This window comes from Umezawaea sp. NPDC059074 (assembly GCF_042738955.1).
In the GTDB taxonomy this organism is placed as follows: Bacteria; Actinomycetota; Actinomycetes; order Mycobacteriales; family Pseudonocardiaceae; genus Umezawaea.
Genome location: NZ_JBHYHC010000051.1, coordinates 43,041 through 68,763, shown reverse-complemented (window position 1 = coordinate 68,763; position 25,723 = coordinate 43,041). Strand labels below are relative to the sequence as shown.

Annotated in this window: 23 protein-coding genes; 12 read left to right on the top strand and 11 right to left on the bottom strand. The window is 69.4% G+C overall.

Translation table 11 applies throughout. The annotated features are described in order from the left end of the window. On the bottom strand, nt 1–473 hold a 473-nt coding region (locus tag ACFWW9_RS23565; RefSeq protein ID WP_390381695.1), incomplete at its 3' end, for a hypothetical protein. 220 nt (nt 474–693) lie between these two features. Between ACFWW9_RS23565 and ACFWW9_RS23560 the strand changes: the two genes are divergently transcribed. Next, nucleotides 694–1,314 carry a hypothetical protein gene (locus ACFWW9_RS23560; protein WP_390381693.1) on the top strand — a complete coding sequence of 207 codons (621 nt, stop codon included), beginning with the start codon at nt 694–696 and terminating at the stop codon, nt 1,312–1,314. A 269-nt stretch (nt 1,315–1,583) separates the two neighbouring features. Here the strand turns inward: ACFWW9_RS23560 and ACFWW9_RS23555 are convergent, their stop codons facing one another. The 3 genes from ACFWW9_RS23555 to ACFWW9_RS23545 all read right to left on the bottom strand — a co-directional run bounded on the left by ACFWW9_RS23555 (nt 1,584) and on the right by ACFWW9_RS23545 (nt 12,214). Beyond that, on the bottom strand, nt 1,584–1,823 hold the full coding sequence (locus tag ACFWW9_RS23555) for a hypothetical protein (RefSeq protein ID WP_390381690.1): 240 nt from the start codon (nt 1,821–1,823) through the stop codon (nt 1,584–1,586). A 15-nt stretch (nt 1,824–1,838) separates the two neighbouring features. Continuing rightward, a complete protein-coding gene (locus ACFWW9_RS23550; protein ID WP_390381687.1) occupies nt 1,839–8,681 on the bottom strand; it encodes a polymorphic toxin-type HINT domain-containing protein in 6,843 nt (2,280 codons plus the stop codon). Nucleotides 8,682–8,743: 62 nt separating this feature from the next. Then, nucleotides 8,744–12,214 carry a LamG-like jellyroll fold domain-containing protein gene (locus ACFWW9_RS23545; protein ID WP_390381684.1) on the bottom strand — a complete coding sequence of 1,157 codons (3,471 nt, stop codon included), beginning with the start codon at nt 12,212–12,214 and terminating at the stop codon, nt 8,744–8,746. A 392-nt stretch (nt 12,215–12,606) separates the two neighbouring features. Between ACFWW9_RS23545 and ACFWW9_RS23540 the strand changes: the two genes are divergently transcribed. Continuing rightward, entirely contained in the window at nt 12,607–12,987 is a 381-nt protein-coding gene (locus ACFWW9_RS23540; protein WP_390381681.1) for a PPOX class F420-dependent oxidoreductase, read from the top strand. A 32-nt stretch (nt 12,988–13,019) separates the two neighbouring features. Continuing rightward, on the top strand, nt 13,020–13,757 hold the full coding sequence (locus ACFWW9_RS23535) for a Clp protease N-terminal domain-containing protein (RefSeq protein ID WP_390381678.1): 738 nt from the start codon (nt 13,020–13,022) through the stop codon (nt 13,755–13,757). A gap of 141 nt (nt 13,758–13,898) precedes the next feature. Here the strand turns inward: ACFWW9_RS23535 and priA are convergent, their stop codons facing one another. From priA to ACFWW9_RS23510, 5 genes are read right to left on the bottom strand one after another with little or no spacing between them, the layout of a single operon-like run. Beyond that, a complete protein-coding gene (priA, locus tag ACFWW9_RS23530; RefSeq protein WP_390381675.1) occupies nt 13,899–14,645 on the bottom strand; it encodes a bifunctional 1-(5-phosphoribosyl)-5-((5-phosphoribosylamino)methylideneamino)imidazole-4-carboxamide isomerase/phosphoribosylanthranilate isomerase PriA in 747 nt (248 codons plus the stop codon). A gap of 10 nt (nt 14,646–14,655) precedes the next feature. Beyond that, complete coding sequence (gene hisH, locus ACFWW9_RS23525; RefSeq protein WP_390381672.1) at nt 14,656–15,288, bottom strand: imidazole glycerol phosphate synthase subunit HisH; 633 nt, start codon at nt 15,286–15,288, stop codon at nt 14,656–14,658. A gap of 9 nt (nt 15,289–15,297) precedes the next feature. Beyond that, complete coding sequence (locus tag ACFWW9_RS23520) at nt 15,298–15,810, bottom strand: hypothetical protein (RefSeq protein WP_390381669.1); 513 nt, start codon at nt 15,808–15,810, stop codon at nt 15,298–15,300. A gap of 9 nt (nt 15,811–15,819) precedes the next feature. Continuing rightward, on the bottom strand, nt 15,820–16,716 hold the full coding sequence (locus ACFWW9_RS23515) for a transketolase family protein (RefSeq protein WP_390381666.1): 897 nt from the start codon (nt 16,714–16,716) through the stop codon (nt 15,820–15,822). Then, nucleotides 16,713–17,393 (bottom strand): thiamine pyrophosphate-dependent enzyme, encoded by a 681-nt coding sequence (locus ACFWW9_RS23510; protein ID WP_390381663.1) that lies wholly within the window; start codon nt 17,391–17,393, stop codon nt 16,713–16,715. Before ACFWW9_RS23510 ends, ACFWW9_RS23515 begins: the two co-directional genes overlap by 4 nt. Nucleotides 17,394–17,448: 55 nt before the next feature. Here ACFWW9_RS23510 and soxR point away from each other — a divergent pair, with 55 nt between their 5' ends. After that, entirely contained in the window at nt 17,449–17,910 is a 462-nt protein-coding gene (soxR, locus tag ACFWW9_RS23505) for a redox-sensitive transcriptional activator SoxR (protein WP_390381660.1), read from the top strand. Here the strand turns inward: soxR and ACFWW9_RS23500 are convergent. Beyond that, a complete protein-coding gene (locus tag ACFWW9_RS23500; RefSeq protein ID WP_390381657.1) occupies nt 17,907–18,449 on the bottom strand; it encodes an RICIN domain-containing protein in 543 nt (180 codons plus the stop codon). The genes soxR and ACFWW9_RS23500 overlap by 4 nt on opposite strands. Nucleotides 18,450–18,546: 97 nt before the next feature. Between ACFWW9_RS23500 and ACFWW9_RS23495 the strand changes: the two genes are divergently transcribed. From ACFWW9_RS23495 to ACFWW9_RS23485, 3 genes are read left to right on the top strand one after another with little or no spacing between them, the layout of a single operon-like run. Continuing rightward, nucleotides 18,547–19,092 carry an RNA 2'-phosphotransferase gene (locus ACFWW9_RS23495; RefSeq protein WP_390381654.1) on the top strand — a complete coding sequence of 182 codons (546 nt, stop codon included), beginning with the start codon at nt 18,547–18,549 and terminating at the stop codon, nt 19,090–19,092. A gap of 51 nt (nt 19,093–19,143) precedes the next feature. Further along, nucleotides 19,144–19,959, top strand: a complete 816-nt coding sequence (locus ACFWW9_RS23490; protein ID WP_390381652.1) for a maleylpyruvate isomerase N-terminal domain-containing protein — start codon at nt 19,144–19,146, stop codon at nt 19,957–19,959. Nucleotides 19,960–19,975: 16 nt separating this feature from the next. Next, nucleotides 19,976–20,494, top strand: a complete 519-nt coding sequence (locus ACFWW9_RS23485; protein WP_390381650.1) for an NUDIX domain-containing protein — start codon at nt 19,976–19,978, stop codon at nt 20,492–20,494. Here the strand turns inward: ACFWW9_RS23485 and ACFWW9_RS23480 are convergent. Further along, entirely contained in the window at nt 20,433–21,065 is a 633-nt protein-coding gene (locus ACFWW9_RS23480) for a TetR/AcrR family transcriptional regulator (RefSeq protein ID WP_390381647.1), read from the bottom strand. The genes ACFWW9_RS23485 and ACFWW9_RS23480 overlap by 62 nt on opposite strands. A gap of 99 nt (nt 21,066–21,164) precedes the next feature. Here ACFWW9_RS23480 and ACFWW9_RS23475 point away from each other — a divergent pair, with 99 nt between their 5' ends. From ACFWW9_RS23475 to ACFWW9_RS23455, 5 genes are all read left to right on the top strand, one after another. Beyond that, complete coding sequence (locus ACFWW9_RS23475; protein ID WP_390381645.1) at nt 21,165–22,127, top strand: DMT family transporter; 963 nt, start codon at nt 21,165–21,167, stop codon at nt 22,125–22,127. Between the two features lie 27 nt (nt 22,128–22,154). After that, the gene (locus ACFWW9_RS23470; protein ID WP_390381642.1) at nt 22,155–22,976 is read left to right on the top strand and encodes an MBL fold metallo-hydrolase; all 822 of its coding nucleotides are present in this window, start codon (nt 22,155–22,157) and stop codon (nt 22,974–22,976) included. A 16-nt stretch (nt 22,977–22,992) separates the two neighbouring features. Then, nucleotides 22,993–23,682: a DsbA family protein gene (locus ACFWW9_RS23465; RefSeq protein WP_390381639.1), complete on the top strand. Its 690-nt coding sequence runs from the start codon at nt 22,993–22,995 to the stop codon at nt 23,680–23,682. A 333-nt stretch (nt 23,683–24,015) separates the two neighbouring features. Continuing rightward, the gene (locus ACFWW9_RS23460) at nt 24,016–25,236 is read left to right on the top strand and encodes a pyridoxal phosphate-dependent aminotransferase (RefSeq protein WP_390381636.1); all 1,221 of its coding nucleotides are present in this window, start codon (nt 24,016–24,018) and stop codon (nt 25,234–25,236) included. Further along, nucleotides 25,226–25,720, top strand: a complete 495-nt coding sequence (locus ACFWW9_RS23455) for a DUF6190 family protein (RefSeq protein WP_390381633.1) — start codon at nt 25,226–25,228, stop codon at nt 25,718–25,720. Before ACFWW9_RS23460 ends, ACFWW9_RS23455 begins: the two co-directional genes overlap by 11 nt. Nucleotides 25,721–25,723 lie beyond the last annotated feature (3 nt).

The window sequence follows — 25,723 nt, the reverse complement described above, 5'->3', positions numbered from 1 at the left end:
GGATCGACCGAGGGGTCGGTGCCACGAGGACCGTGGACGGCGACCACCGTGACGACATCGCCCTTGGCGAGCACCGCCGTGCACGTGTAGTCGTCCCCGCCGACGGGGTACTCGCAGAAGCCGAACCGGTCGTCGACGAACCGCTTCGTGGACGCGAGCCCCTCCTGGACGTAGGGCTGCAGTCCCACATCGTCGGGCGTGGGGGTGTGGCAACTCGCCACCGCGCGGGACTCCTTGACCACATCCCGCCCCGCCACCCCTTGGTACAGCGCGGTGTACTGCGCGACCGTCGTCACCCGACCGTCCCTCTCCGCCTTCCACTCGGCGAACTTCCCCGCGACGGCCTTGCCCGCCGAGGGCAGCGGGTCGGGGCACGGGATGAGCTTGCGCACCCCGGCCGTCGGCGGAGTGGTCACGACGAGACCGAGCGGCCCGGTGACCTGGTCGCCCAGCACCACCTTGTCGACCTTCACCATCGGATCGGGGGCGGGTTCGGGAGTCGGCGCCGATTCGGCCGCGGAACAACCGGTGACGAGAAGGAGAACGACGAAAAGAATCCTGTGCACTACCCGAACGCTATCAGCGCGCCCCACCCGAAACGGCCACTTCGGACAACCCGATTCATAGCCGTTACACCCGATCGGGTAACGTCTCCGCGCGAGTCGGGGGACACATTCACCATGGGGGGATCACATGAAGCGCAGCATTGCTCTATTCGGCGCATTCGCCGGTACTGTATTGGCCGTCACGGGTTGTTCATCGACCCCGTCCGCCACCACTCCGGCATCCACGTCGACCACCAACTCGACCGCCGCGCCGGCAGCCAAGTCGGACGCGGTGGCGTGGAGCGGCGCGTTCTGCGAAGGCGTCACGCCGACCATGGAAGGCCTGGTAGAGGTACTGAAGACCGCGTTCCAGGAAACCCCGGACCCGGTGGCGCAAAAGACGGCGATGATCAACTACGCCACCAAGGCGGGCACCGCCATGACCGACACGGCGAAGAAGATGGAAACCCTCGGCGCCCCCACCCCGGAAGCCGAGGCACTGCACCAGGAACTGATCAAGTTCTTCAAGGACAACGGCACCACCCTCACCAAGGTGAAATCCGACCTGGCCACGATCGACCCGTCCGCCCCCGACTTCCTCGACCAGGTCGGAAAACTCGGCGAAGGCGCGGACCAGGGAAAACTCCAGGACCAGATCAAGAAGCTCACCGACGACCCCACCCTGAAGGAAGCCTTCACCAAGGCACCGCAGTGCGTGGACATGACGGAGAAGATGAAGGCACTGGGCACGGACCTGCTCGGGAAGTAGTCAGCCGCTCAACCCACCGAAGGCCCGCCGAACCATCTCGGCGGGCCTTTCTCCTGCAACGGAGAAATTAGTCAAACCCGCTCGTCGAAAACCGGTAAGCCCGGCCGACAAGCCGCACACATCCTGTCCGATCAAACCTTCCAGACGCATACAGAAATATCGACGGCCTCGCCGATTGAATTTCGGCAAGGCCGTCGAAACACTGCCGGAAAAACTATCAGAAACTCGATGGGAATCCAACTCAGAGGGAAAATCCCAACAAGCCCTGGTCAATCACCTTCGACCCTCAGGGAATTCTCGATCACTTCATCGGACACGACCCCCTTCAGCCACCCGACAACATCATGCAGCTGGTGCGGACTCAATCCGAAGACAGCCTTCAAGTCTATCGCGACATTGAACTCTTTACCAGCCTCGAAGAGTCCGTCCCGCTTGATCTTCCGAACGGCGACGAGTGGCTGAACCCCCTGCTCCCCGGCTTCCCGAAGGAAAGCCTTGCGATCATCCATAATTGACCCCAATCCCTACCGGAACAACGCCGATACGGCATTGAATCCGTCAGCTCCCTCATCGGCCTGCAAAATCCTCACGCGATTGAAACCATACTCGGCGGCCCGCTGACCGGTCCAAGTGCCGCGAGCAGCCGACCCAAGACTCTCACCATTGGCAACGGCGGCGTTGAAGCCACCCAGGTTGTCACCGTAGCGCCAGTGGCCGGTGATCGAATTTACTCGATCACCGAAGTGTTCCATCACGTCGGCAAACATCTGCTTGCCCCGAAGCGGAGAGCCGAGCTGGGGATTGTTGTCCATCATCAGCGTCAGGTTGCCACTGTCGTCGAGGTCGGCAATAACACCACTACCTGAGGCCTCATGCGAGATCGAGATGCTGTTATCACTTTTTTGGACATCGACGCCGCAGTTGTGCACGAGAACCGGGGTGTCGCCGGCCACCACGTAGTACGTGTGAACGCCCTCGATCGTCAGGTCGTACACGGGCTCGACACGAACGTAGTGGCGCACATCAGAGACGACCGGCTGTGAACCGTCTGCCGAGGTGAGTCGTTGCCCCGGCTCCAGGTCGCCGATCTCGACGAAGTCGCCCTCCGCTTGGACCCAGATCGGATGCCAGGACGTCGCGTCCACCGATCCGTTGTCCGAGCCGGTCTCGGACTGAACGGTCAGCTTGGTCATGTCACCCTCGTCCGAATGGACGATGGTCGCCACGACCTCCCGTGACGTGGTCTCCCCGGTCTCGGGATCGGTGGCCTTCACCTTGTCGCCGATACTCACTTCGGCGATGGCCTTGGTAGACCCGTCGGCCATCAGCACACGTGTCGAAGCGACGAAGCTGTGCTTGCCGACCAGACAACCGGAGGCGGTGACCGCTTTTTCGCTCTCCTTCTTGAGGAGGCTGACCTTCGACAGCAGCGTGCGGGCCTTGGTGATCGCCTTGTCGAACGTCTTGACGGCCTTGACCGCCTTGTACCCGGCTTCGAGGATCTTGCCGACCTTGCTGATCGGCACCAGGTTCAGGATCAGGCCGCCGCAGGCGAGGATGTCGCCCTTGGTGAAGCAGTCGACGATGTCGTTCCACCCCGACAGGTCCTTGATGACCTCCCAGGCGACTTCCTTGATCACGTCCCACTTGGTCTTCGCCGCGTCCGCCAACGCCTTCGCGTAGTCGGCTTCGCTGATCCCCGCCGCGGCCATGCTCGACGCCAACTGCTGGCGGGTGGCGTCGCTCTGCTGGCGTTGCTGGACCTGGGCGCTCCGCTCGATCGCCAGGAACGTCGCGCGTTCCTTCTTGTACTGCTCGGGACTGCTGTTGACCGCCGGGTTGTACCCGCACAGCACGCCGTCGGGGCCGCAGTTCTTCAGACCGCTGGGGTCGCTGTCCGACACCGGGCTGTTGTTCGCGTAGGCGTACCCGTTCATCTGCTGCGGGTCGTTGTTGTCCACGATCGGGTCCGCCGACAGGAACCGACCTGACGACGAGTCGTACAACCGGGCGCCGAGGTTGGTCAGGCCGGACTCGTCGTTCGTGCCGCCGACGAAACCGTGCCGGTCCGCCCACGCCCCGATGGCGGGACCGCGTGAACCGCCGTACGGCAGCTGCCTGCGCTGCGTCACGGTGAGCGCGTCGCCCGCCACCGAGATCTGGTTGGTGCCCTGGTGGTCGGCCAGCAGCCACTTGATGCCGGTGACGCTGTTGCGCATCGCCACGACGTGGCCGTTGTGCGAGTAGTACCTGGTCCACGTCGGCGTCGTGGTGTTCTTCTCCAGCCGGATCTCCTGGCCGAACACGTACAGCGTGTCCGCCGACGGCTCCCTGGTGATCAAGCGCTTGCCGTCCGCGTCGTACAGGTACCGCGAGACCTTGCCGTCGGCGTTGGTCACCTTCGACACGTTGCCCTCGACGTCGTACTCGAGGGTCTGCGTGTTGCCCGCGATCGTGCGCGACGTCGTCGCGCCGACCTCGTTGTAGGCGAACGTGTCCTGCGCGATCCCGGTGGGACTCGTGGTCTTCACCGAGCGGGCGGTGTGCGGCTGGGCCGCGCCCGCGGCGGGGAAGGTCGTCTCCCGGACCGTGTTGCCCGCCGAGGCGTGCTGGGTCTCGGTCGTGCGGTTGCCGGTCTTGTCGAACGTCCACGAGTGCCAGTACGGCGCGGGGCCGCCGAGCGCGGTGGCGGACTTGGCCTGGCCGCAGTCACCGGAGGACGGGGTCCACGCCTCGTTCATCCGGCGCAGGTAGTCGTAGCCGAAGCACTGGACGTCGGAAGCGCCGCCCTGCGGCGTGTCCGCGATCTTGAGGATGTTGCCGGACTGGTCGTAGCCGTACTTGCGGTCGGCGACGATGTTGCCGGTCTGGGTCTCGCGTTCGACGATGTTGCGCGCCAGCCTGCGAGTGCCCTCCTCGTACTCGTAGGACACCCACAGGTTCGGCCGGGTCTCCGTGTCGTACGTCTCGCGGAGCACCTCGCCGTAGCTGGAGTAGTTGGTGCTCGAAACGTAGTTCCCGCTGCCCACGGCTCCGCCGACCGTGGTCTCCGGCAGGCCGAGGGAGTTGTAGGTCGTCCGCACCGACTCACCGGAGATGGTGGTCCGGCCACCGGACTCGGCGTCGATGTAGTTGACCATCTGGACCTTGCCGGACAGCGTGTAGGCGGTGTCCAGCTCGTAGACCGAGCCGAGCGCGCCCTCGTTGTCCGGGATCGTCACCCGCAGGGTGGTCGGCAACCCGGTCTTGCCGTACTCGACGACCTCCTGCTCGTACGCGTGCCCGTCCACCAGCCTGCGGGACAGCTTCGGCATGCCGAGACCGCCCGGTGCGCCGTCGTACTCCCACTCGGCCAGCTTCGTGCCCGTGGTGGAACCCTCGTACGTGGCCTTCTTCCGGCCGAGCACGTCGTAGGCGTAGGCGACGGTCTTGCCGCGGCCGTCGGTCGAGCTCAGCAGTTGGCCCGCGTCGTTGTAGGCCTTGGAGCTGTGGCCGGCGTCGGGGTCGTCCGACGAGATCGCCCGGCCGCGCAGGTCGTACTGGTAGGTCCAGGTGTTGCCGACCGGGTCGGTCACCGACGAGAGGAGACCGGCCGCGTTGTAGGCGTACTTGGTGGTGTCGAAGGGACTGCCGAGCCCCGCGGTGTACTGGCGCTTCTCCAGCGTGCGGCCGTGGGCGTCGTTGATCAGCGTCGTGGCGGGGCTGCCCGGAGGCGGGGTGGAGTGCACCCGGTCACCGCCGTAGCCGGTCGACGTGCGCCACTGCTCGACGTTGAACTTGCGGTAGATCGCCGCGGTGGGTCGTTCCAGGTGGTCGAACGTGGTGATGGTCTGGTTGGGCACCGAGACGTCCAGCACACCCGACAGCACGCCGTTCGGCGCCTGGTCGTTCCAGTAGACGGCGTTCTGCTTGGCCGCCAAGCCGCGCGAGTCGTAGAACGTGTCGGAGATCTGGCGTCCGCCGTTGGGGGCGGGCGCCTGCGTCTGCCGCTCGCGCATCAGACCGTCGTAGAGCGTGTAGGCGGTCAGGTACGTGTTGTTGTTGTCCTGCAACTGCTTGGAGATCACGACGTTGGGCTTGTCGCTGAAGTACTGGTACTCGAACGTCGCGTCCGCCTTGACGCCCGTGGCGGTCCGGTCGTGGCCGGGGCTCCACGCCTCGACCACCCGGCCGAGCGCGTCGTACCTCAGTTCGCCGACCCGGTTGTTGGCGTCGATCGACTTGACCGTCGCGCCCCACGCGGGGTTCAGCTCGCCCTTCGTCTCGTGGCCCAGCGCGTTCTTGCTGGAGAGGCCGGTGAGCGGGCCGAACGCGGGGGTGTAGGCGGTGGTGGTCTTCTGCCCGGTGGCGTCGACCACCTCCAGCGGGCGGCCGACGGAGTCGTAGACCGACGTCGACGCGGTGACCCACTTCTGCCCCGCGCCGTCCCACTTGTCGAGCGCCTCGGCCTTGGTGATGTCACCGCGGGTCGGCGCGACGCCCAGCGCCTGGTTGTCGTAGTACGACCGCGCCGAGGTGAGGATGGTCGCCGGGGACGCCACCACGTCGCAGGCGCCCTTGACCGTCTGCACCTGCGAGGCGAACGACAGCATCCACGTCGTCTCGTTGCGGGCGAAGTCCGTCCGCGTGCAGCTCTGGTCGTCGTTCACCGCGAGGTCGCCGAGGTCCTCGGTGCGGGTGACGATGCCCTCGGAGTTGAACTCCTTGTTGACCTGCGTGCGGCGCCAGGTCCCGTCCTCCAGCAACGTGCGGCCGCGGACGGCCTTCGAGCCGGACAGCAGCGCCTGCTTGCCCGCCGCGTCGGTGGCCGTGGGCGCGGAGACCCACGGGTCGTTCAGGGACGCCGAGACGAGCTGGCTGCCGTTGTACTGGCGGGTCTCCCGCACGAAGCCCTGCAAGCGCTGGACGTCCGCGACCGGTCCGCCCTCGGCGTTCGGCACCTGGACGGACCGCGTGCCCGAGGGCAGCTTGTCGCCGTCCATGCCGCGCAGGTACTGCGACTCGGTGATCGACTGGACGCTGCCCGCCTCGCCCTTCACGGTCCGGACCACGCCGTAACCGCGCCACTGCGACCAGGTGCGGCGGTTCTGGTCGCCGAACTCGTTCTCGTCGTAGTGCCAGGCGGCACCACCGGGGTTGCGGTCGTGGTCGAGGTACTCGTACCGGGTCCGCAGCACGCTCGACGCGCCGGTGCGATCGTCGTCGACCACCAGGGTGACCACGTACTTGTGGAACCAGTCGAGCGACGGCTCCAGCGCGCCCTCCGGCGCCCACCACGTCGGGTAGCAGCGGTAGGTGTTGGTCTCCGGCGACGCGGGCATCCGCGATCCGGCGACGCAGTCGGCGGGGCTGTAGCCGATCGTCGTGCTGCCGCCACCCTCACCGAGGATCGAGGTCAGGCGGTACCGGGTGATGGGCGACTTGTCGTCGCTGCTGCTGTCCACGCGGTTCGGCATCGCCGTGTGGCCGAACACCGTGGAAGGCAACGTGATCGAGCCGCCGACGAGTCCGGTGTGGGCGACCGACATCAGGTTCAGCGACGGCGCGAGGCCGTCACCGGTGTTGAGGAACTCGTGCGTCAACGACCACGAGTCCACCGGCTGGAAGTCGGTCGCGGTGGCGACCGCCGTGGTGACCTTCGTGAGGCGCTTGCGGGTGAAGAAGGACGGCGTGAAGTTCGAGCACTGGTCGCCCTCCTTGCAGATCTGGTCCGCGGGGACGTCCGGCCACGACTTGGCGTTGGCGGTGTTCAGCAGCGCCGGGTCGCAGGAGAAGGACTGGGTGGCCAGGCAGCGCTCGGCGGTGTCGAACGTGACCTTCGCACCCGGCTTGGCGTAGTAGTCGCTGTCCCGCAGGCCGTACTCGACCCGGAGGAGGTAGCCGCCGCGCACGTACTTCGTCAACTTCGACGCGCTCTGGTTGCGGCCGTAGAAGTTGAACTCGGGCTGGTAGTAGTACGTCGTCACGTTGCCGTGCGGGTCGATGGAGGAGTCGAGGTTCCACCGGTACGCCTGGTTGCACCAGGACGCGTCGAACGTGGCCGCCTTGCAGGGTTCGCCGTCGTTGTTGCCGTAGACGGGCGTGGTCCAGGTCGACTGGGTCTCCGGCTTGCCCGAGGCCCAGCCCGGCAGGCGGTTGCGGCCGAGGAAGTACTGGGTGCCGTTGGTCGTGGTGACCTTCCAGTACTCGCCCTTGTCGTCCGCGCCGCCGTCGTCGCCGTTCTGGGCGCCGGTCAGGCGCTCGATGCGCGCGCCGTCGTCGTTCTTCGCGCGCCAGCGGCCGGTCGCCTGGTCCTTGATCAGCTGGCCGGAGACGCCGACCAGGTTGATCGACAGGCTGTCGGTCGACCAGCACTGGTCGCCGGTCTTCGTCTGGCCGTTGTTGCCGCCGAGGTCCTGACCGCACGGCTTGTACTGCCGTTCGATGAACCCGCCCGGCGCGAGGTCCCAGCCGTCACCGGCCCAGGAGGCCTGGTTGTTGGACGACGAGGTGCGACCGTCGAGGCTCTGCGAGGAGTAGCCCAGCGAGAGCGCGGGGGCGCCGCCGCCGATGGCGGGCGGAACCCTCATCGGGTAGCCGTAGGAGAAGTCACCCGACGAACCACCCGCGCTCCACGAACCTGCCGGGGCGAGCGACGTGGCGGCGAAGCTGCCCGCGCTGCCCGCCGCGGCCGCCGTCACGGCGAACGCCATCGGGGCCTGGTCGGCGAACGCCGTCTCACCGGACACGACACCGGCGTCGACGTCGTTCTTGGTCGCCGCCACCGGGGTGGCGGTGCGGCACTCGGCCTTGGACGGCGTCGTCAGCGCGCACGAGGGCAGCGACACGAGGCGGAGCCGCGTGCCGTAGTCACCGCCGTAGGCGGAGGCGAACGACTTGTAGTCGAAGGCGACCTTGAGCGGGGCCTTCGCGCTGGTCCCCTTGTCGGCCAAGGAGAACACGACACCGTTGAGGCCGAGGTTCCTGGTCGCGCCCTGGCCGAACACCTCGACCTCGACCTTGGCGGGCGTCGCCCGCTTGGCCTGGGCGTCGGTCGTGGTGATGCCGACCGAGACCGGCGTTCCCGCCGCGCGCGTCGGCGCGGCGGCGGACTTGGCGTTCGTGGTGGCGCCACCGGGTGACAGGGCCACTTCGGCACGTGCGGCCGCAGGCCACGACGACTCGGCCGCCGTGGTCACGGGCTTGTCGACCGGGGGCAGCGCACGAGGCGCCACCGGAGAGGTCGCGACGGACTTCTCCGTTTGCAGGGCCGGGAGTTCGCGGTGGGCGGCGGGTGCGGCCACCGCCTGCTGACCTGAGGCGACCAGCACCGCCACCACGCCGAGCGCGATGGTTCTGGTACGCCAAGGACTGGATCGAGCGCGCAAAGCAGAACTCCTTCGGGAGTTGGCGGTCCGCGTGAGCGGACGAGGAGGTGGAGCCGGGTCCGCTAGCGGTGCGGGGTGGCGCTGAACACCTGGAGGACCTGGTCGTCGGTCAGCACGCCCGAGTAGGCCCTGGCGTCGTCGACGTCGCCCTTCCAGTAGTCGGTGAGCACACCGGTCCAGTCGGCGCGGGCGATGGAGAGCCCACCCGTGCCCTGACGACCGACCACTCCGCCACCGTCGGGCGTGTTGACGTAGGTGGCCTGCTTGACGCCGTTGACGAAGAGCGCGATCCGACCGGTCGTGGCGTCGAAGGTGCCCACCAGGTGCGTCCACCTACCCGCTTCGGCCGCCTCGTCGGACATCGCGTGCCACCCCTCGCCCACGGCGGGCGTGACGTAGAGCGACCACTTGCCGTGGGACGGCCGGTAGCCGAGGAGGAACGGCGAACGCTGCGAGTCGGTCGCCGACAAGGCGGTGCGGGACGCCGGGTCGAGCCCGTCGTGTCGGACCCACGCGGACACCGTGTAGGAGCGGTCGGTGCGGAAGTTCACCGGCTGCTGGGCCGCGACGCTGCCGGTCCACGACTGGTCGAAGTGGGCCCACTTGTTGCGGGTGTTGGACATCCAGCTCGCGCCCGCGCCGGACACGACGCCGTTCAGCCCGGACACCTCGTCCTTCGCCGCGGTCCCGGTCTGCTCGTCGAGCTTGTACTGGGCGCGCAGCACGCCGGTGTTGTTCAGCCCCGCGGCCTCCACGGCGGTGATCTGCCGGTCCCACACCTGGACCTGGTCGACGGCGCCCGCGAACTGCTCGACCCGGTTGCCGCTCGCCTTGGCCGCGCCCACGACCAACTGCCCGGCGGTGGCGGTCGACAGCAGCGCGTCGGCCGAACCCTCCAGCTTGCCGTTGACGTAGAGGGACAGCTTCTGCGTCGTCGGCTCGTACACGCCCGCCAGGTGCGTCCACTGCCCGATCTCGGGCGCGGCCAGCGACGTGGCCGACCGGAGCTCGGTGGAGGTCGGGGTCGCCTTGGCCGACAGCGCCCAGCGGTTCAAGGTCTTGTTGTACTGCAACGAGAACGCGCTGGCGGTGCCGACGTCCTGGCTCACCGCGGTGCGGGTGGACGCGGCGCTGTCGAGCCGCACCCAGGTCGAGACGGAGAACGCCTTCGACGTGTCCAGCACCGAGGCGGCCGTCGTGGCGAGCCCGGTCGTGCCGTTGACCGTCATGCCGTTGGCCGAGTAGCCGGCGCCGAAGGCCGCACCGGTCGCCAGCGTCAACGTCCGGTTGCCGCCGCCGGTGTCGGCCGCGGTCGTCCCGGACGACTCGTCCAGCTTCCAGATCCCCTTGGCGCCGCTCGGTCCGGCCACGGAGAACACGTACTTCGCGGCGGTCGCGGACCGGTTCTCCGCGCGGTCGAAGGCGTAGACGTAGAGCGTGTTGGTGCCGCTCTGCGTCGGGGTGATCGAGGTCGTGACGGAACCGGACGCGGCCTTGACAACGACCTGGTTCAGGACGCCGTTGTCGTCGTTGAGCGACCAGCCGTAGCGCTGGACGTCCATCGCGCCACCGGTGCCGGTGTTGCCGTTGGTGGCGAAGGTGAACGCGCCGGTCTGCCCCGTGCTGCCGCTCGGCGTCGCCGCCGGGTAGTCGGTCGAGGAGATCACCGGGGTCTTCGGTGCGACGGTGTCGACTTCGAACTCACAGGTCTCCGACCAGCTGCTGACCGAGGGGTCGCCGTCGCCCGACCAGAGGTGGAACGAGTAGACGCCCTGGTCTGTCACCCAGCCCGCGGGCACCGTGACCTCGGCGAACGAGGAGGAGCCCACCCAGTCGGCGTGGATGTCCAGGCCGTTCCACGTGTAGTTGTCGAACGTGCCCTTCAGCAGGCGGAACCCGGCGTCGAGCACTCCCCCGTCCGGGTCCGACAGGCGGGCGCGCAGGCGGGGCGTCTTGGTGGCCACGACCGGCCTGTTCGCTCCGCGCACGCAGGGCAGGGCGTCGGCCTGCCGTGGGCCCCACGCCTCGATGCCGAGTTCGGTCGGCGTGTTCGGGAAGCTGTTGTAGATCACTTCGAAGTACGGGTTGAGGTCGAAGCGCCGCCACGAGTTGTTCAGGTCGCCCTCGTTGGCGGCCGACAGCGAGAACGTCGTGAGCTCCCAGTTGTTCGCGGCCGCGCTCACGGCGGCGGACGTGGCGTCGAAGTCGGCTCCGCCGTCGCTCGGGCAGAAACCGGGGTTGTTGGACCGGTTGTTCGACGAGAGCGGGGCTCCGCCGACGAACGGCTGGTTGGTCCAGTCGGTGTTCGCGTCGATCCACCCGGCCAACCGCAGCTCGGTCGGGGACGGCGCGCACGAGTAGGAGGCGATGACCCGCGTGTGCAGGGTCGCGCTCCTGATCTTCTTCCCGATGATGCCCGCGGTGTTCATCTGCAGGTAGGTGCGGGAGACGCCGTTGACCGACGCGTTCAGCGACGAGGCGTTGAGGTAGCCGACCTTCAGGTCGCCGAGGTCGCCGCCGGTCTGGTCGAAGTTCTTCGCGTGCTGCCACTCCGGTGGGGACTGGACGACGGCGTGGTGCGCCTTGGAGCAGGTGGTGCACGAGTAGTCGGGGTCCAGGAGCACCGGGTACGTGGTCGCGGGGTCCGCGAGGAACGCCTGGTCGGGGGTGATCGCCACGGCGTCCGCCGTGACGTCGACGCCCATGACCGCCGCGCGACCGCCCGCCGCGGGGCCCGTCAACGGGTCGTGGTCGCGGGTGACGCCCGTGGAGTCCCACATGCGGGACGCGTCACCGGAGAACACCTGCGTGCCCGCGGTGTCCTTGACGACGAGGCCCGCACTGGACAGGCCCGCCTGCTTCGCCGTGGGAGCGGCGGACTTCTCGATCTTCACGCCCTTGGTGTGGGACTTGAACGTGATCTTCTTGAGCTTCGCGTTCTTCGCCGCGTCGGCGTTCTTCACGACCAGCACCTCGGAGAACCCCTTGAGGTTCGCCGTGAGCCGCAGGTCGACGTCGTGCAGGACGTTCGGGTAGGTGACCGTCGCCCCGTCGATCACGGCGTCGGGCAGGTCGCTGTCCCAGCCGAACCCGACCTCCTGCTCGCCCTTGACCAGCCGGGCGATCGGACCGCGGGCCGCCGAGCCGACGCCGCCCGCGGAGAACACCAGGCCGACGGGTGCGGCCTTCGGTTCGATCGAACCGTTGGGCTTGCGCTCCAGGTTCAGGTCGACGTCGACCCATCCGGAGTCGCGCTTCACCCGAACGGGCTGCACGTGGTCCTGCATCGTCAGCGAACCGTCGGGATTGGCGGTCACCTGCGCCGTGTCCGTGGTGGCGGAGGTGATCCTGATCTGCTTGCCGTGCTTCATGGCCAGTGCGACGGCGGTGGCCTCGTCGGCCACCTCGTCGGGAACCGGCGCCGCGGCCGCCGCGGGCGAGAGGCCGGGAAGGACCCCACCCCCGACCGCGAGCACCACGCCCAGGACGAATGTGCGCAGGGCAAAACCCCGCGCTGTAGCGCGTTCGCGCATGCTTGTAGCCCCCCAAGCCGGGTCTCACCCCGGCCCACGTTGAAACGACCCCCCGATCCGAGGCGGAACTATGACGGGGATTTCACACCACCGGTAGACGGCCGAATGGACTAGTCACGCTGAGCGAGGTGACGGTGCGATTTCCCAGCGTGCCCTTGTGCGCAGAGTGACGAAATTCCCTGCGGCATCACGTAGATCACACAGGCGTTGACCGGTAGTGGACAGGTCCGGCGAGATCCCACGGCAACCCGAGCGACGGCGCACGGACGGGTCACGCCGGGGACGCGTGCGGCAAGAGCCGCGAATTCGACGTCGCCTTGCCCTGGCGGGTGGGTTTTCGAGGGCCAGGTTTGTTGCTGCCGCAACGGCTCGGGGCTACTAGGGTCCGCAGGATGTTGAGTGAACTCGGTGAGGGCAAGTACCTGTTGTTGACGACGTTCCGGAAGGACGGGCGGTCTGTTGCCACGCCGGTGTGGGTGGTGGGGGACGGGGAGCGGTTGTTGGCGTGGTCCGCGACGGACAGTGGGAAGGTGAAGCGGATTCGGCGGGATGGGGCCGTGCTGGTCGGGCCTTGTGATGTGCGGGGGCGGCCCAGTGGGGAGTCCGTGCCCGCGCGGGCTGAACTGCTGGACCAGGGTGGGACTGATCGGGTGCGGGGGTTGATCGGCAAGAAGTACGGCGTCATGGGGAAGTTGACGCTTCTCGGGAGTCGGATCAGGCGGGGGTCCGAGGGGTCCATCGGGATTTCCATCAGTGCGTCAACCGGCGGTTGACGGGCCCGAAAGCGTCAACCTAGAGTTGACGGATGATCACCTCGCCGGTCCAGTTGACCGACCTCATCGTCGTCGTGGCGGCGGAGCACACCGCGGTGCTCGACCGGTTGACCGCGGCGGTCGGGTTGAGCGGGCAGCTGGACGAGCTGGGTGATCACCTGATCGGGCACTTCGTGGACGAGGCTCGGCGGTCCGGGGCCTCCTGGACCGAGATCGGCGAGAGCATCGGGGTGTCGAAGCAGGCCGCGCAGAAGCGGTTCGTGCCGCGGGAGTCGCCGGACGCCGAGGCGTTGTCGAAGCCGTCGTTCGACCGGTACACCGAGCGGGCGCGGCGGGTCGTGCTGCTGGCTCGGCACCACGCGCGGTTCAGCGAGACCATCGGCACCGAGCACCTGCTGCTCGGGCTGCTCGACGAGTCGGGCGGACTCGGGGCGAAAACCGTGCACTACCTGGAGGCGTCGGAGGGCACGACGCGGATGGCCGTGCTGCTGAAGCTGGACAAGACGAGCAGGCAGCCCGCGGAGCAGCAGCCGTTCACCACGCACTGCAAGAAGGCGCTGGAACTGGCCGTGCGCGAGGCGCTACGGCTCGGGCACACCTTCGTCGGGACCGAACACCTGCTGCTCGGCCTGCTGGCCGAGGGCGCGGGGACGGCGGCGGAAGCGCTGGCCGGGACCGGGGTCACCCACCAGGCGGCGGAGGTCCACGTCGTCGGGGAGATCACCGCGGCCATCAGCCGCGCGCGGAGCAGGGCGCTTCCGGGGGCCTGAGCAGTCGGTCATCCCGCCACCGCCCAGTGCCCCGCGCCACGGAAAATCGGCATGGCACACGGTGGCGGGGACGCCGCTCACCGGACAACATCCCGTGGGATGGTCGAGGACCATCCCACGGGATGACAACTACCGACCGGTCTACAGCTCGGCGGACGCGCGCACCGCGGCGAGCGCCTCGGGCAGCGTGAAGTTGCCCGCGTACAGGGCCTTGCCGATGATCGTGCCCTCGACGCCGTCGCGGGACAGGCCCGCCAGCGCGACGACGTCGTCCACACTGGACACCCCGCCGGACGCGATGACCGGGGCGTCGGTGCGCGCGCAGACCTCGCGCAGCAGGTCGATGTTCGGGCCCTGGAGCATGCCGTCACGGCCGACGTCGGTCACCACGTACCGGGCGCAGCCGTCGCGGTCGAGCCGCTCCAGCACCTCCCACAGGTCGCCGCCGTCGGTGGTCCACCCGCGACCGGACACGCGGTGGCCGCGCTCGGTGATCCGCAGGTCCAGGCCGACGGCGATCTTCTCGCCGTGCTCGGCCACGACCTTCGCGCACCACTCGGGGTTCTCGATCGCGGCGGTGCCCAGGTTGACCCTGGCGCAGCCGGTCGCGAGCGCGGCGGCGAGCGACTCGTCGTCGCGGATGCCACCGGACAGCTCGACCTGGACGTCCAGTTCGCCGACGACGCGCGCCAGCAGGTCGTGGTTGCTGCCGCGGCCGAAGGCGGCGTCGAGGTCGACCAGGTGCACCCACTCGGCGCCGTCGCGCTGCCACGCGCGGGCGGCGTCCAGCGGGTCGCCGTAGTTGGTCTCGGTTCCGGCTTCGCCCTGGACGAGTCGGACGGCACGGCCGTCCACCACGTCCACGGCCGGGAGCAGCGTGAAAGTCACGCCATTCAGCCTAGTTGAAGGTGCCGAGCCAGTTCTCCAGCAGGTGCGCGCCCGCGTCGCCGGACTTCTCCGGGTGGAACTGGGTCGCCCACAGCGGCCCGTTCTCCACCGCGGCCACGAAGTCCGTGCCGTGCTCGGCCCACGTGACCAGCGGCGGCTTGATCACGTCGGAGGGCTCCAGCTCCCACTTGCGCACGCCGTACGAGTGCACGAAGTAGTACCGCGTGTCGTCGGGCAGACCGGCGAACAGCCTGGTGCCCTCGGCGGGCCGCACGGTGTTCCACCCCATGTGGGGAACGATCGGCGCGTCCAGCCGCTCGACCGTGCCCGGCCACTCGCCGCAGCCCTCGGTGCGCACGCCGTGCTCGATGCCGCGGTCGAACAGGACCTGCATGCCGACGCACACGCCCAGCACCGGGCGGCCGCCCGCGAGGCGCTCGCCGATCAGCCGGGCGCCGCGGATGCCGTTGAGCTGCTCCATGCACGCCGCGTACGCGCCGACACCGGGCACGAGCAGGCCGTCGGCCTCGCGCACGGCGCGATGGTCGGCCGTCACCTCCACGTCGGCGCCGACGCGCTGGAGAGCGCGCTCGACGGAGCGGAGGTTGCCTGATCCGTAGTCCAGTACGACGACTCGTGCCACGGGACCAGGTTAGGTCAGCGGCGGTTCGGGCGGCGCCGCGCCCTGCGTCACCGGGACCACGGGCAGCAGCGTGTTGATCGGCAGGTCGGCCAGACCGGTGCGCGACGACGGCAGCGCGGCCACGTGGGTGTCCGCGCGGCCCTCGTCGACCAGGCCGACGACCTGCGTCACGTCCGCGGTGAGGTCCTGCTCGCCGCGTTCCCGCCCCTTGAGCAGCCACCACGTGACCGGGCCGACGAGCCGCATCGCCGAGAGCACCGACCCTCGGTAGGTGGTGCGGACGCCGTCCGTCCCCACCCTCGTGGCGCCCGCCCACCGCAGCACCAGCGCCGTTCCGCCGATCTCCCGGCAGCGTTCGGCCAGTCTCAGCGCCGCCGCGAAACCGCCTTGGCGCGCGGGCAGCAGCACGGTGCCCGAGGTCACCGGCACCAGCGCTGCCGGGCCGGAGCCCTCCCGGTGCAGGGCGAGCTGCAACTCCGCGGTGGGTGCTGCGGTCCAGATCAGGGTTCTCGGCACTCTCACGGGACTAGATCATGCCTGACCCCCGTGCTCGTACATCCGCCGCACGGCCGCCGCGACGCCCAGCACGTCGAGGTCGTGGGCGGCGTCGTGGTCCTCGACCGTCCCGTACGCGTGCAGCTCGGCTTCCCGTTGCACGCCAAGGGATCGCACCCGTGCGGGCAGGTCGGCGAGCGCCTCGGCCACGACGTGGGTCGACGTGCCCTCCAGGTACGGCTCGACGAGCAGCACGTCGGCGTGGTCGGCCGCGCGCACGGCGCGGCGCAGGCCCTCGCCGTCGAACGGCCGGACGGTGGCGGCGTAGAGCACCGTCACGTCCACGCCCTCGGTCGCCTCCAGCACCCGGTCCAGCATCGGCCCGACGGCCAGCACCACGCCAAGACGCCCCTTGCGGACCACGGTGAACCCCTCCGTCACCGGGTACGCGCGGGCGTTGGTGCGCAGCGAAAGCCGCAGGTAGACGCGGTTCTCGGCGGCGAGCGCGGCGCGCAGCAGCGGCACCACCTCGTCCGGGTGGCCGGGCACGTGGACCGTCCAGCCCGGCAGGGTGTCGATCAGCGCCACGTCGCCGGGCGCCTGGTGCGTGCGTCCCCAGCCGGGGTCGTCGTAGGACGCGCCGACGCTCACCAGGACTCCCCCGAGGTCCTGGTGGCCGAAGTCGAGCTTGACCTGCTCGAACGGCCGCTCGACCAGGAACGGCGCGTAGCTGTGCACCACGGGCCGCATGCCGCTGAGCGCCAGACCGGCCCCCACGCCGACCATCGCCTGCTCGCGGATGCCGACGTTGATCACCCGATCGGTGGTCGGGAAGACGTCCCGCGAGATCTCCGCGAGCACGACCACCAGCCGCGGATCGGTCTCCATCGCCTCGGTCACGGTCCGGGCGAACGCCTCGCGCATGGTGCTCATCGGACCTCCGCCACGACGACGAGCGGCGTGCCGACGTGCGGCACCATCAGGGCGTCGTGCAGCGCGTCCTGGTCCCGACCGTCCACTGTGGTCGCTTCCCAGCCCTCGACCGCGAACCGGGCCGCGATCCCACCGGGCCAGCCGTGCGTGCCGGACCTGTTGTCCACCACGACGACCGTCAGCCGGTCCAGCCCGAACCGCGACGCCACGGCGACGGCCTCGTGGTTGCTGCCCTCCTCCAGCTCGCCGTCGCCGATCAGCACGACCACGCGCTGCGTCCCCCCTTGCAGCCGCAGGCCGAGCGCCGTGCCGACGGCGATCGGCAGGCCGTGGCCGAGCGACCCGCTGCCGATCTCCACGCCCGGCACCAGCACGCGGTCCGGGTGCAGCCCCAGCGGCGAGTCCCACTCGGTCCAGGTGTCCAAAAGGGACGGTTCGAGGAAGCCCTTCGCCGCCAGCACCGCGTAGTACGCCATCGGCCCGTGCCCCTTGGACAGCAGGAACCTGTCCCGCCCCGGATCGTCGACCCGGTCCGGGGACACGTCCAGCACCCGGTCGTAGAGCACCCACAGCACGTCGAGCGTCGACGCCGCCGCCCAGTCGTGCTTCTCGTCGCCCGCCATCCTCGCGTAGAGGGCTGGCAGGGCCGCGAAACCCTTGTCGGTCCGTAGTTTCATGCTCCCCAGGGTCCAACCTCGACCATGGTGGAGGTCAAGGGGTAGGGTCGGCCGCGTGACGAAGTTGCCGGAGAGCCTCACCATCGGGCAGGTGGCCGAGCGCAGCGGCGTGCCGCACACGGCGCTGCGGTTCTACGAGGAGCGCGGGCTGATCACCTCGCACCGCACCTCGGGCAACCAGCGGCGGTACGCGCGGTCGGTGCTGCGGCGCCTGGCGTTCATCCGCACGGCGCAGCGGGTCGGGTTGAGCCTGGAGGACGTGCACGCGGCGCTGGCCACGCTGCCGGACGGGCGCACGCCGACGAAGGCCGACTGGAGCAGGCTGTCGCAGTCGTGGCAGACGGAACTGGACGCGCGGATCGACTCGCTGGTGCGGCTGCGGGACCGGCTCACGTCGTGCATCGGCTGCGGCTGCCTGTCGCTGCGGAGCTGCTTCCTGCACAACTTCGACGACGCGCAGTCCGCGGACGGGCCGGGCGCGCCGAAGCTGAGGGCCGCGACCGAGGGCGGGACCTAAGGGCCTTCGAGCCGCCAGTGGTGGTCGTCCTCGTCGCTGCAATACCAGAGCGTGAGCGGCGCGTCGTCACCTCCGGTGCCGAAGCCGTCGACGTCCAGGCACAGCTGGCTGGCCAGGTTCACGATCCACACCGCGTCCGTGCCCGGTCGGCGGACCAGGAAGAACAGCTGGTTGTCCTGCGTGGTGCGGCACTTGAACTCCGACACCTCCGTGCCCGCCTCGACCGCGCCGAAGTCCGGCAGGTCGAGGCACAGCCCGTCGACGGTGTTGGAGATCGAGTACGTCAGCCGCCTGCTGGGCGACCTCCCCTCGTAGCGCAGGATCCAGCGCTGGTTGTCGTGCGCCGACCCGTCGCACGTGAACTGGCCGACCGGCCCGTCCGGCTCGCCGGGCCCGTAGCCCGGCACGTCCGCGCACTTGCCCGTGCGGACGTTGTGCAGCAGCACGGACTGGTCCGGCTGCCGCACCAGGTCCGACGCGGTCAGCCCGGACACAGCCAGCACCCCCGAAAACAGCAGGCCGAAGACGCGAAGAAACACCCACCCCACCCCCGTGGACGCCCTCCCCGACGTCCACGGCCAGGCTACTGCGGAAACCGGTGGCGGGGTGGGGATCCGCCGTGCTGAGCTGTGGCCCATGCAAGAGAAGGACATGATCCGCTTGTCCAAGCGGCTCTCCAAGCACCTCAGACACGACCCGGAGGCGATCGGCCTGCGCCTGGACGCCGCGGGCTGGGTCGGCGTCGACGACCTGCTCGCCGCGCTCCGCGTCACCCGCGCCCAGCTCGTGGAGGTGGTGGAGCGCAACGACAAGAAGCGCTTCGAGATCGACGGCGACCGGATCCGCGCGAGCCAGGGCCACAGCGTGGCCGTGGACCTCGACCTGCCGGTCGCCGAACCGCCCGCGGTGCTCTACCACGGCACGGTCGGGCGGGTGCTGCCCGACGTCCACCGCGACGGCCTGCGCCCGATGAACCGCCACGACGTGCACCTGTCCACGACCGTCGAGACCGCCCAACGGGTGGGCGCGCGGCGGGGCAGGCCCGTGGTGCTGGTGGTCGACGCGGCCGCGATGCGGGCGGCCGGGCACGAGTTCCGGGTGAGCGCGAACGGCGTGTGGCTGGCCCCCGCCGTGCCGCCGGAGTACCTGTCCGAGCTGCCGGGACAGGTACGTTCCTCCTGAGTCGGAAAAGTTCTGGCGGGCTTGTCGATCCGGGCCCCTGCCGTTCGACGCGTGGTCGTAGGCACTCGCACCGACACGGAGGACGACACGATGACCGAGCTGACCGCGGACCTCGCCCGGCGAGCGATCGTCGACCACACCCGGCGCCTGGCGGAGGCGGCCGTCGCGGCCGGACCGGACGCCGCCGTGCCCACGGCCCCGAAGTGGACCGTCACCGACCTGGTCCTGCACCTGGGCCAGACCCAGCACTGGGTCGCGGAGATCATCGAGCGGCGCATCACCGATCCCACCCGGCTGCCCACGGAGATGGCCGCGCCTCCCGCCGGTCCCGACGAGTGGCAGGCGTGGCTGTCGGCGTCCGCCGAGCGGGTCGCGACCGCGTGCTCCGACGACGCCCTCGACGCGCCGGTGTTCAACGCCGCCGGTGACGAGCGGTCCGGGACGTGGTTCTGGCTGACGAGCATGGTCAACGAGGCCGTGGTCCACGGCTTCGACGCGGCCATCGCCGCGGACCGGCCGGTCGAGGTCGACGCCGTCGTGGCGGCCGCGCTGATCGGCAACCACTTCGCGATGCTGACCTCCCCCACGTGGGAGATGCGCCGCGCCGAGTCCGCCCACGCCCTCCGCGGCACCGGTCAAGTCCTGCGGTGGCGGGCCACCGACGCGGGCGACTGGCTCGTCGAACGGCGGCCGGACGGGGCGACCTCCCTGTCCGACACCCGGCCCGCCGACGTGACCGTGACCGGCCCGGCACGGTCGTTGCTGCCGGCCCTGACCCGACGACTCCCCCTCGACGGCCTCGCCGTCGACGGTGACGCTTCCCTGGCGCAGCACTGGATCGACAACACCGCCCACTCCGCCGACTGACCGCTCCCGGAGACCCATGAGTGCGAGGACGCCGATCGTCCGCCGGTCCGTCCGGGCCGTGCTGCTCGACGACCACGACCGGCTGGTGCTGCTCAAGCGGACCAGGCCCGGTCGGCCGGTCTACTGGACCACGGCGGGCGGTGGCGTCGAGCCCGGCGACGCCGACCGGGAGGCGACGGTCGTACGGGAGATCCTGGAGGAGCTCGGGGCCACCGCGGTGATCGGCGAGCAGGTGTTCCTGACCAGCGAACGGCGTGAGGGCGGGGTGTCCGTGGCGCACTTCCGCCTGGCCCGGCTGCTCACGCTGGACCCCGAGGCGCGCACCGGGGCCGAGTACGGCGACCCGACGCGGGGGCGGTTCGAGACGGACGTGGTGGCCCTCGCCGAAGTTCACTCGATCGATCTTCGCCCGGTCGAGCTGCGCGACTTCCTGGTGGCGAACGCCGACCTGCTGCTGGCCGAGGCGGACCTGCTCAGTGCGGGCGGAGGCCGTTCACCGGGGGCGGGGTCAGGGTCCGGGTCGCCAGCCACCTGAGCCCGTCGGCGATCTCGGCCGTGCTGAGGCCGAGGCCGCGCTGGTACTCGTACAGCTCCGGGGCGAGCGGCGCCATCAGGACGTCGACCACCGAGGCGGGCGCGTCGATCCGCGACGCCCGGACCAGCACCTCGACGTGCTTGCGCCAGAACCCGTAGACGCCCGTGCGGAAGCGGGCCCTGCCGGTCTCCGCGCCGAGCACCAGGTGCAGGTGGCGTTCGAGCAGGTCGACCATGGCCCCGTAGAACGCCGACAGCCGTTCGGCCGGTTCGCCGCCCGGCCCCAGCGGCGGAGGTCCGAAGAGGATCCGCTGCTGCAACTCGGTCTCGTGCTCCCCCAGCAGGGCCTGCGCGATGGAGACCGGGTCCGGGTAGCGGCGGTACAGGGTCGCGCGGCCGACACCCGCCTCGCGGGCGATGTCCTCCATGGTCACGTCGGTGGCGTTCGCCGACGCGAAGAGCTTCTCGGCCGCCACCAGCACCTTCAGCCGGTTGCGCGCGGCGTCGGCCCGTTCGCGGGTCGGAGGGCGCCCGCCGAAGGAGAGGACGACGTCCACCGGCTCACTTGCCATGGGCCCACCTTACGCAGTTCGGGAAAACGGACAAGTCGTCCGCCTTCACCGGAAACTGTAAGTGGACGCCGTGTCCACTTCCACGGTACGGTCTGCCCCATGTACATCGCCCTCCTCGCTGCGGCCCTGCTGGTCGGCACGCTCCTCGCCGTCCAGGCATCGGTGAACCTGCAGCTGAACCGCGCGGTGGGCACCCCGTACGGGGCGTCCACGCTCCAGCTGACGGTGGCCGCAGTGCTGCTCGCGGTCCTCGCCGCCGCCACGGGCAGCCTCGGAGCGCTGCAAGGCCTGTCCGACGTCACCTGGTGGCACCTGCTGGGCGGGCTCGCGAGCCCGCTCTACATCACCAGCGGCATCCTGCTGATCCCCCGCCTCGGCGCGCTGACCACGGTGGGACTGTGGGTGACCGGTCAGATGATCGCGTCGCTCGTGCTCGACCTCGGCGGCCTGATCGGCGTGAAGCAGGTCCCGGTGAACGCGCTGATCGTGCTCGGCGCGGCCCTCGTGCTGGTCGGCATCTCGGTGATCGTCCGCAGCATCAACCAGACCGCGAAGGTCGGGCCCGGCACGGCGGTCGCGTCCGACGCCCGCCCCGCGCTGTCGACCCAGCTCGGCTGGCTCGTGCTCGGCGTCGTCGCCGGTGGCGTGCTGCCGGTGCAGGGCGCGGTCAACGCGCTGCTGCGCCACGAGCTCGGCGCGCCGCTGACGGTCGCGACGATCAGCTTCGTGGTCGCGGTCATCGCGATCGCGCTGGTGCTCGGCGTGCTGGTGGCGTCCAAGAAGACCCCGAAGCCGAAGTTCGGCACGCTGCGCGAGATGCCGTGGTGGGGCTGGCTCGGCGGCGCGTGCGCGGCCACCTACGTCACCGTCACCTTCCTGCTGATCCCGGAGATCGGCGCGGCGACCACGGTCGCGTTCACCGTCGCGGGCCAGCAGCTCGCGTCCGTCGTGATCGACCAGTACGGCCTGTTCCGGCTCCCCCGCCGCCCGCTGACCGGCGCGCGGATCGCCGGTGTCGCCCTGCTCCTGATCGGCTCGGTGCTGGTCCAAGTGGCCAAGTAGCCCCAGAAACCCCGGAGTGAGAAGAAGATGCTGCCGATCCACACCGCCGCGCCCGAGGTCTTCGTGCTGCCGTCGCAGCTGCCCATCGAGGGCGCGGGCGTGCTGCCGGTGCACTCGTACCTGATCCGCGCCCACGAGCCCGTGCTCGTCGACGCGGGCCTGCCGATCGACATGGGGCCGTTCGAGGAGGCCCTGTGGTCGCTGATCGACCCGCTCGACCTGCGCTGGATCATCGTCACGCACGACGACCGCGACCACATCGGCAGCCTGCGGGAGATCCTGGCCGCCGCGACGAACGCGACGCTGATCACCAACCAGCTCTCGGTGGACCGGATCGCCGAGTACTGGAACGTGCCCCGGCACCGGGTCCGCACGGTCAACCCCGGCCGCTCGCTCGACCTGGGCGACCGGCGGATCACGCTGCTCCGCCCGCCCGCCTACGACTCCCCCGCCACGCTGGCCGTCTACGACCAGCGGTTGGACGCGCTGTTCAGCGCGGACAGCTTCGGCACCGTGCTGCCGCAGTTCGCCACGCACGCGCACGACGTGTCCGAGGCGGACTACTTCGACGGGCTCGCGCTGTTCACCCGCGCCAACGCCCCGTGGACCGCGCTGGTCGACGAGGCGAAGTTCGGCAAGGTCATCGACGGCATCGCGAAGCTCAACCCCAAGCACATCCTCAGCTCGCACGGCCCGGTGGTCACCAACCGCACCGGCGAGCTGCTCACCGCCATGCGCGGCATCCCGTCGATGACGCCGTGGCTGCCGCCGGAGGACGTCGAGGTCGAGGCGGTGCTGGAACGCCACGAGGCCGAACTGGCGGCCGTCGCCGACGCGCACCAGGTCTGATCCCGGAAGGAAACCCATGACCACGCACAACCTGACGCCCGAACCCGGTGTCGTCGTCGTCTTCTCCGACATCTGGTGCTCGTTCGCGCACGTGACGATCCACCGCCTGCACGAGGCCCGGCGCAGGCTCGGGCTGGAGGGCCGGGTGTCGTTCGACCACCGGGCGTTCCCGCTGGAGCTGTTGAACCGCAAGCCGAGCCCGCGGACCGGCACCGACAGCGAGGTCGCCAGGATGGGCAGCGTCGAGCCCGACGCGGGCTGGCAGATGTGGCAGGACAAGGACTGGCTGTACCCGTCGAGCACGCTGCTCGCGCTGGAGGCGATCCAGGCCGCGAAGGAGCAGGGCCTCGGCGCGTCCGAGCAGCTGGACCTGGCGCTGCGCAAGGCCTTCTGGGCCGAGTCGAAGAGCATCGCCAACTACCACGTCATCCTGGACGCGGCGGAGAGCACCGGCGTGGTCGACGTGCCGGAGCTGGCCGCGGCGCTCGACGACGGCCGCGCCCGGCGCGCGCTGTCCGAGCAGGCGGCGATCTCGGCGACCGAGGTCGTCAACTGCAGCCCGCACCTGTTCCTGCCGGACGGCACGGACCACGCCAACCCCGGCATCGAGGTCGGCTGGGCGGGCGACTACGGCGTGGGCTGGCCGATCATCGGCGCGGTCGACCCGCACGCCGTCGACGACCTGCTCAAGCGGTCCGCCGCCTGAGTCCCGCACTCCTCACCATTCCCGTTTACCGGAGGAATTGACGCAGGCTCACAAATCCGTTCGCCATATTTGAAATCGGGCGCACCGGGGAAGCAATTCCCCCGGTGTCGCCCTTTTTTATTTTCCCACTTGCGGATAACCGAAGCAGCGTCACGGGCCCCCGTTACGGGGACGTTTCTTTCGTTACGCTGTGGATGCCATCGAGGCCACGCACCCGTCAGCAGGCGACTTGGTCAGTCCGACCCGGCGGCGGAAAGAATCCGAATTACCTCGGGGACCCGTACGGGTCCCTTTGTTCACCGTGCCCATCATCAGTCCTGGGGGATTACCCACATGAGCACCGAAACGACCACGAGGGACCAGAACGCCCAGCAGGCACCCGAGACGGCCACACCGGACGTGAGCGGCTTCGTCGATCTCACCCAGCACGAGATCCTGGCGCTGAAGACCCGCTTCAACCTGGCGGACGCCCACACGCACCAGCGCCAGTCGGACAGCCAGGACAAGATTGTGAACTCTCTTCCCGAATTATGGCGAGAAGCCGAGGAGGGTCTCCAGTCGTTCTACGAGAAGCGATTCATCGAGGCCTTCTTCCGGCTCCACCGGCAACCGGGCGCGGCTGAATTGAACAAGACGATGCTCTCCTACGCGGCGAGCATCTCGACGATGGTCGCGGCAATGTTCCTCAAGCAGCGCGATATGTCCGTTTCGCTCATCGAGCCTTGTTTCGACAACCTCGTCGACCTGTTGCGGAACATGCAGGTCGAGATCAAACCGATCAACGAGAGCGAACTGCACGATCCGGACACCATTTACGACAACCTGGTGCGCACCGTGCACACGGACGCGCTGTTCCTGGTCGACCCGAACAACCCGACCGGGTTCAGCCTCCTCAAGGACGGCCGCAAGGGCTTCGAGCAGGTCGTCCGCTACTGCGTGGACCACGGCAAGCTGCTGCTGATCGACCAGTGCTTCGCGTCGTTCGCGCTGGCCGACCGCAACGTCGGCCGGTTCGACATCTACCAGCTGCTGGAGTCCTCCGGCGTCAGCTACATGGCGATCGAGGACACCGGCAAGACGTGGCCGGTGCAGGACGCCAAGTGCGCGATGATCACCGCCAGCGACGACATCCACGAGGCCGTCTACAACCTGCACACCAGCGTGCTGCTCAACGTCTCGCCGTTCGTGCTGAACTTCCTGGCGAACTACGTCGAGGACTCGATCGAGGACGAGTTCGCCTCGGTGCGCGACGTCATCACCGCGAACCGGGCGCTGGCCAAGTCGATGCTGGACGGCGAGGTGCTCGAGTACGTCGAGCCCGCGGTGAACGTCAGCGTGGCGTGGTTCCGGATCAAGCCCGAGGGCCTGACCGCGACCCGCCTGCAGGAGAAGCTGCTGGAGAACGAGGTCTACGTCCTCCCCGGCACCTACTTCTACTGGAACGAGCCGGTCAAGGGCGAGCGCTTCATCCGCCTGGCGCTGGCCCGCGAGCCGGAGATGTTCGACGGCGCCATGCGCGCCCTGCGCGAGGTGCTGGACCGCGATGAGTGGTGAGGCCGTCATCGACGCGTCGCTGTTCATGGCGATGAACAGCACGGACGACCGGATCCGCCGGGCGGGCAAGCGGTTCTTCGTGGAACGCCTGGACACGGGCGCCGTGATGAGCCTGGAGCAGGTCGGGCGGTGCGACGCGGTGATCTGGGGCAACCACTCCCGCGCGGAGCAGGACGCCTACTACCCGTTCATGGACAACCTGCACACCGACATGAAGATCGACCGGGTCGGGTACGACGAGCAGGACCTGCGCCTCGCGCTCACGTCCTCGCTGCTCGCCGACCTGCCGCTGACCCGGCGGCTGACCGTGGCGTTCGCCCTCAACCGCGGCGGAACGCTGTTCACGGTCGACCCGCTGCTGGTCGACCGGACCGACCTGCCGCTCGGCCCGCTGCCGGACGGCGACGAGGTGCCGTTCCCGGAGCCGCTGGAGCGGATGTACCGGGAGTCGTTGGCACTGCTGGTGAAACCCGAAGACGTGTGAGGT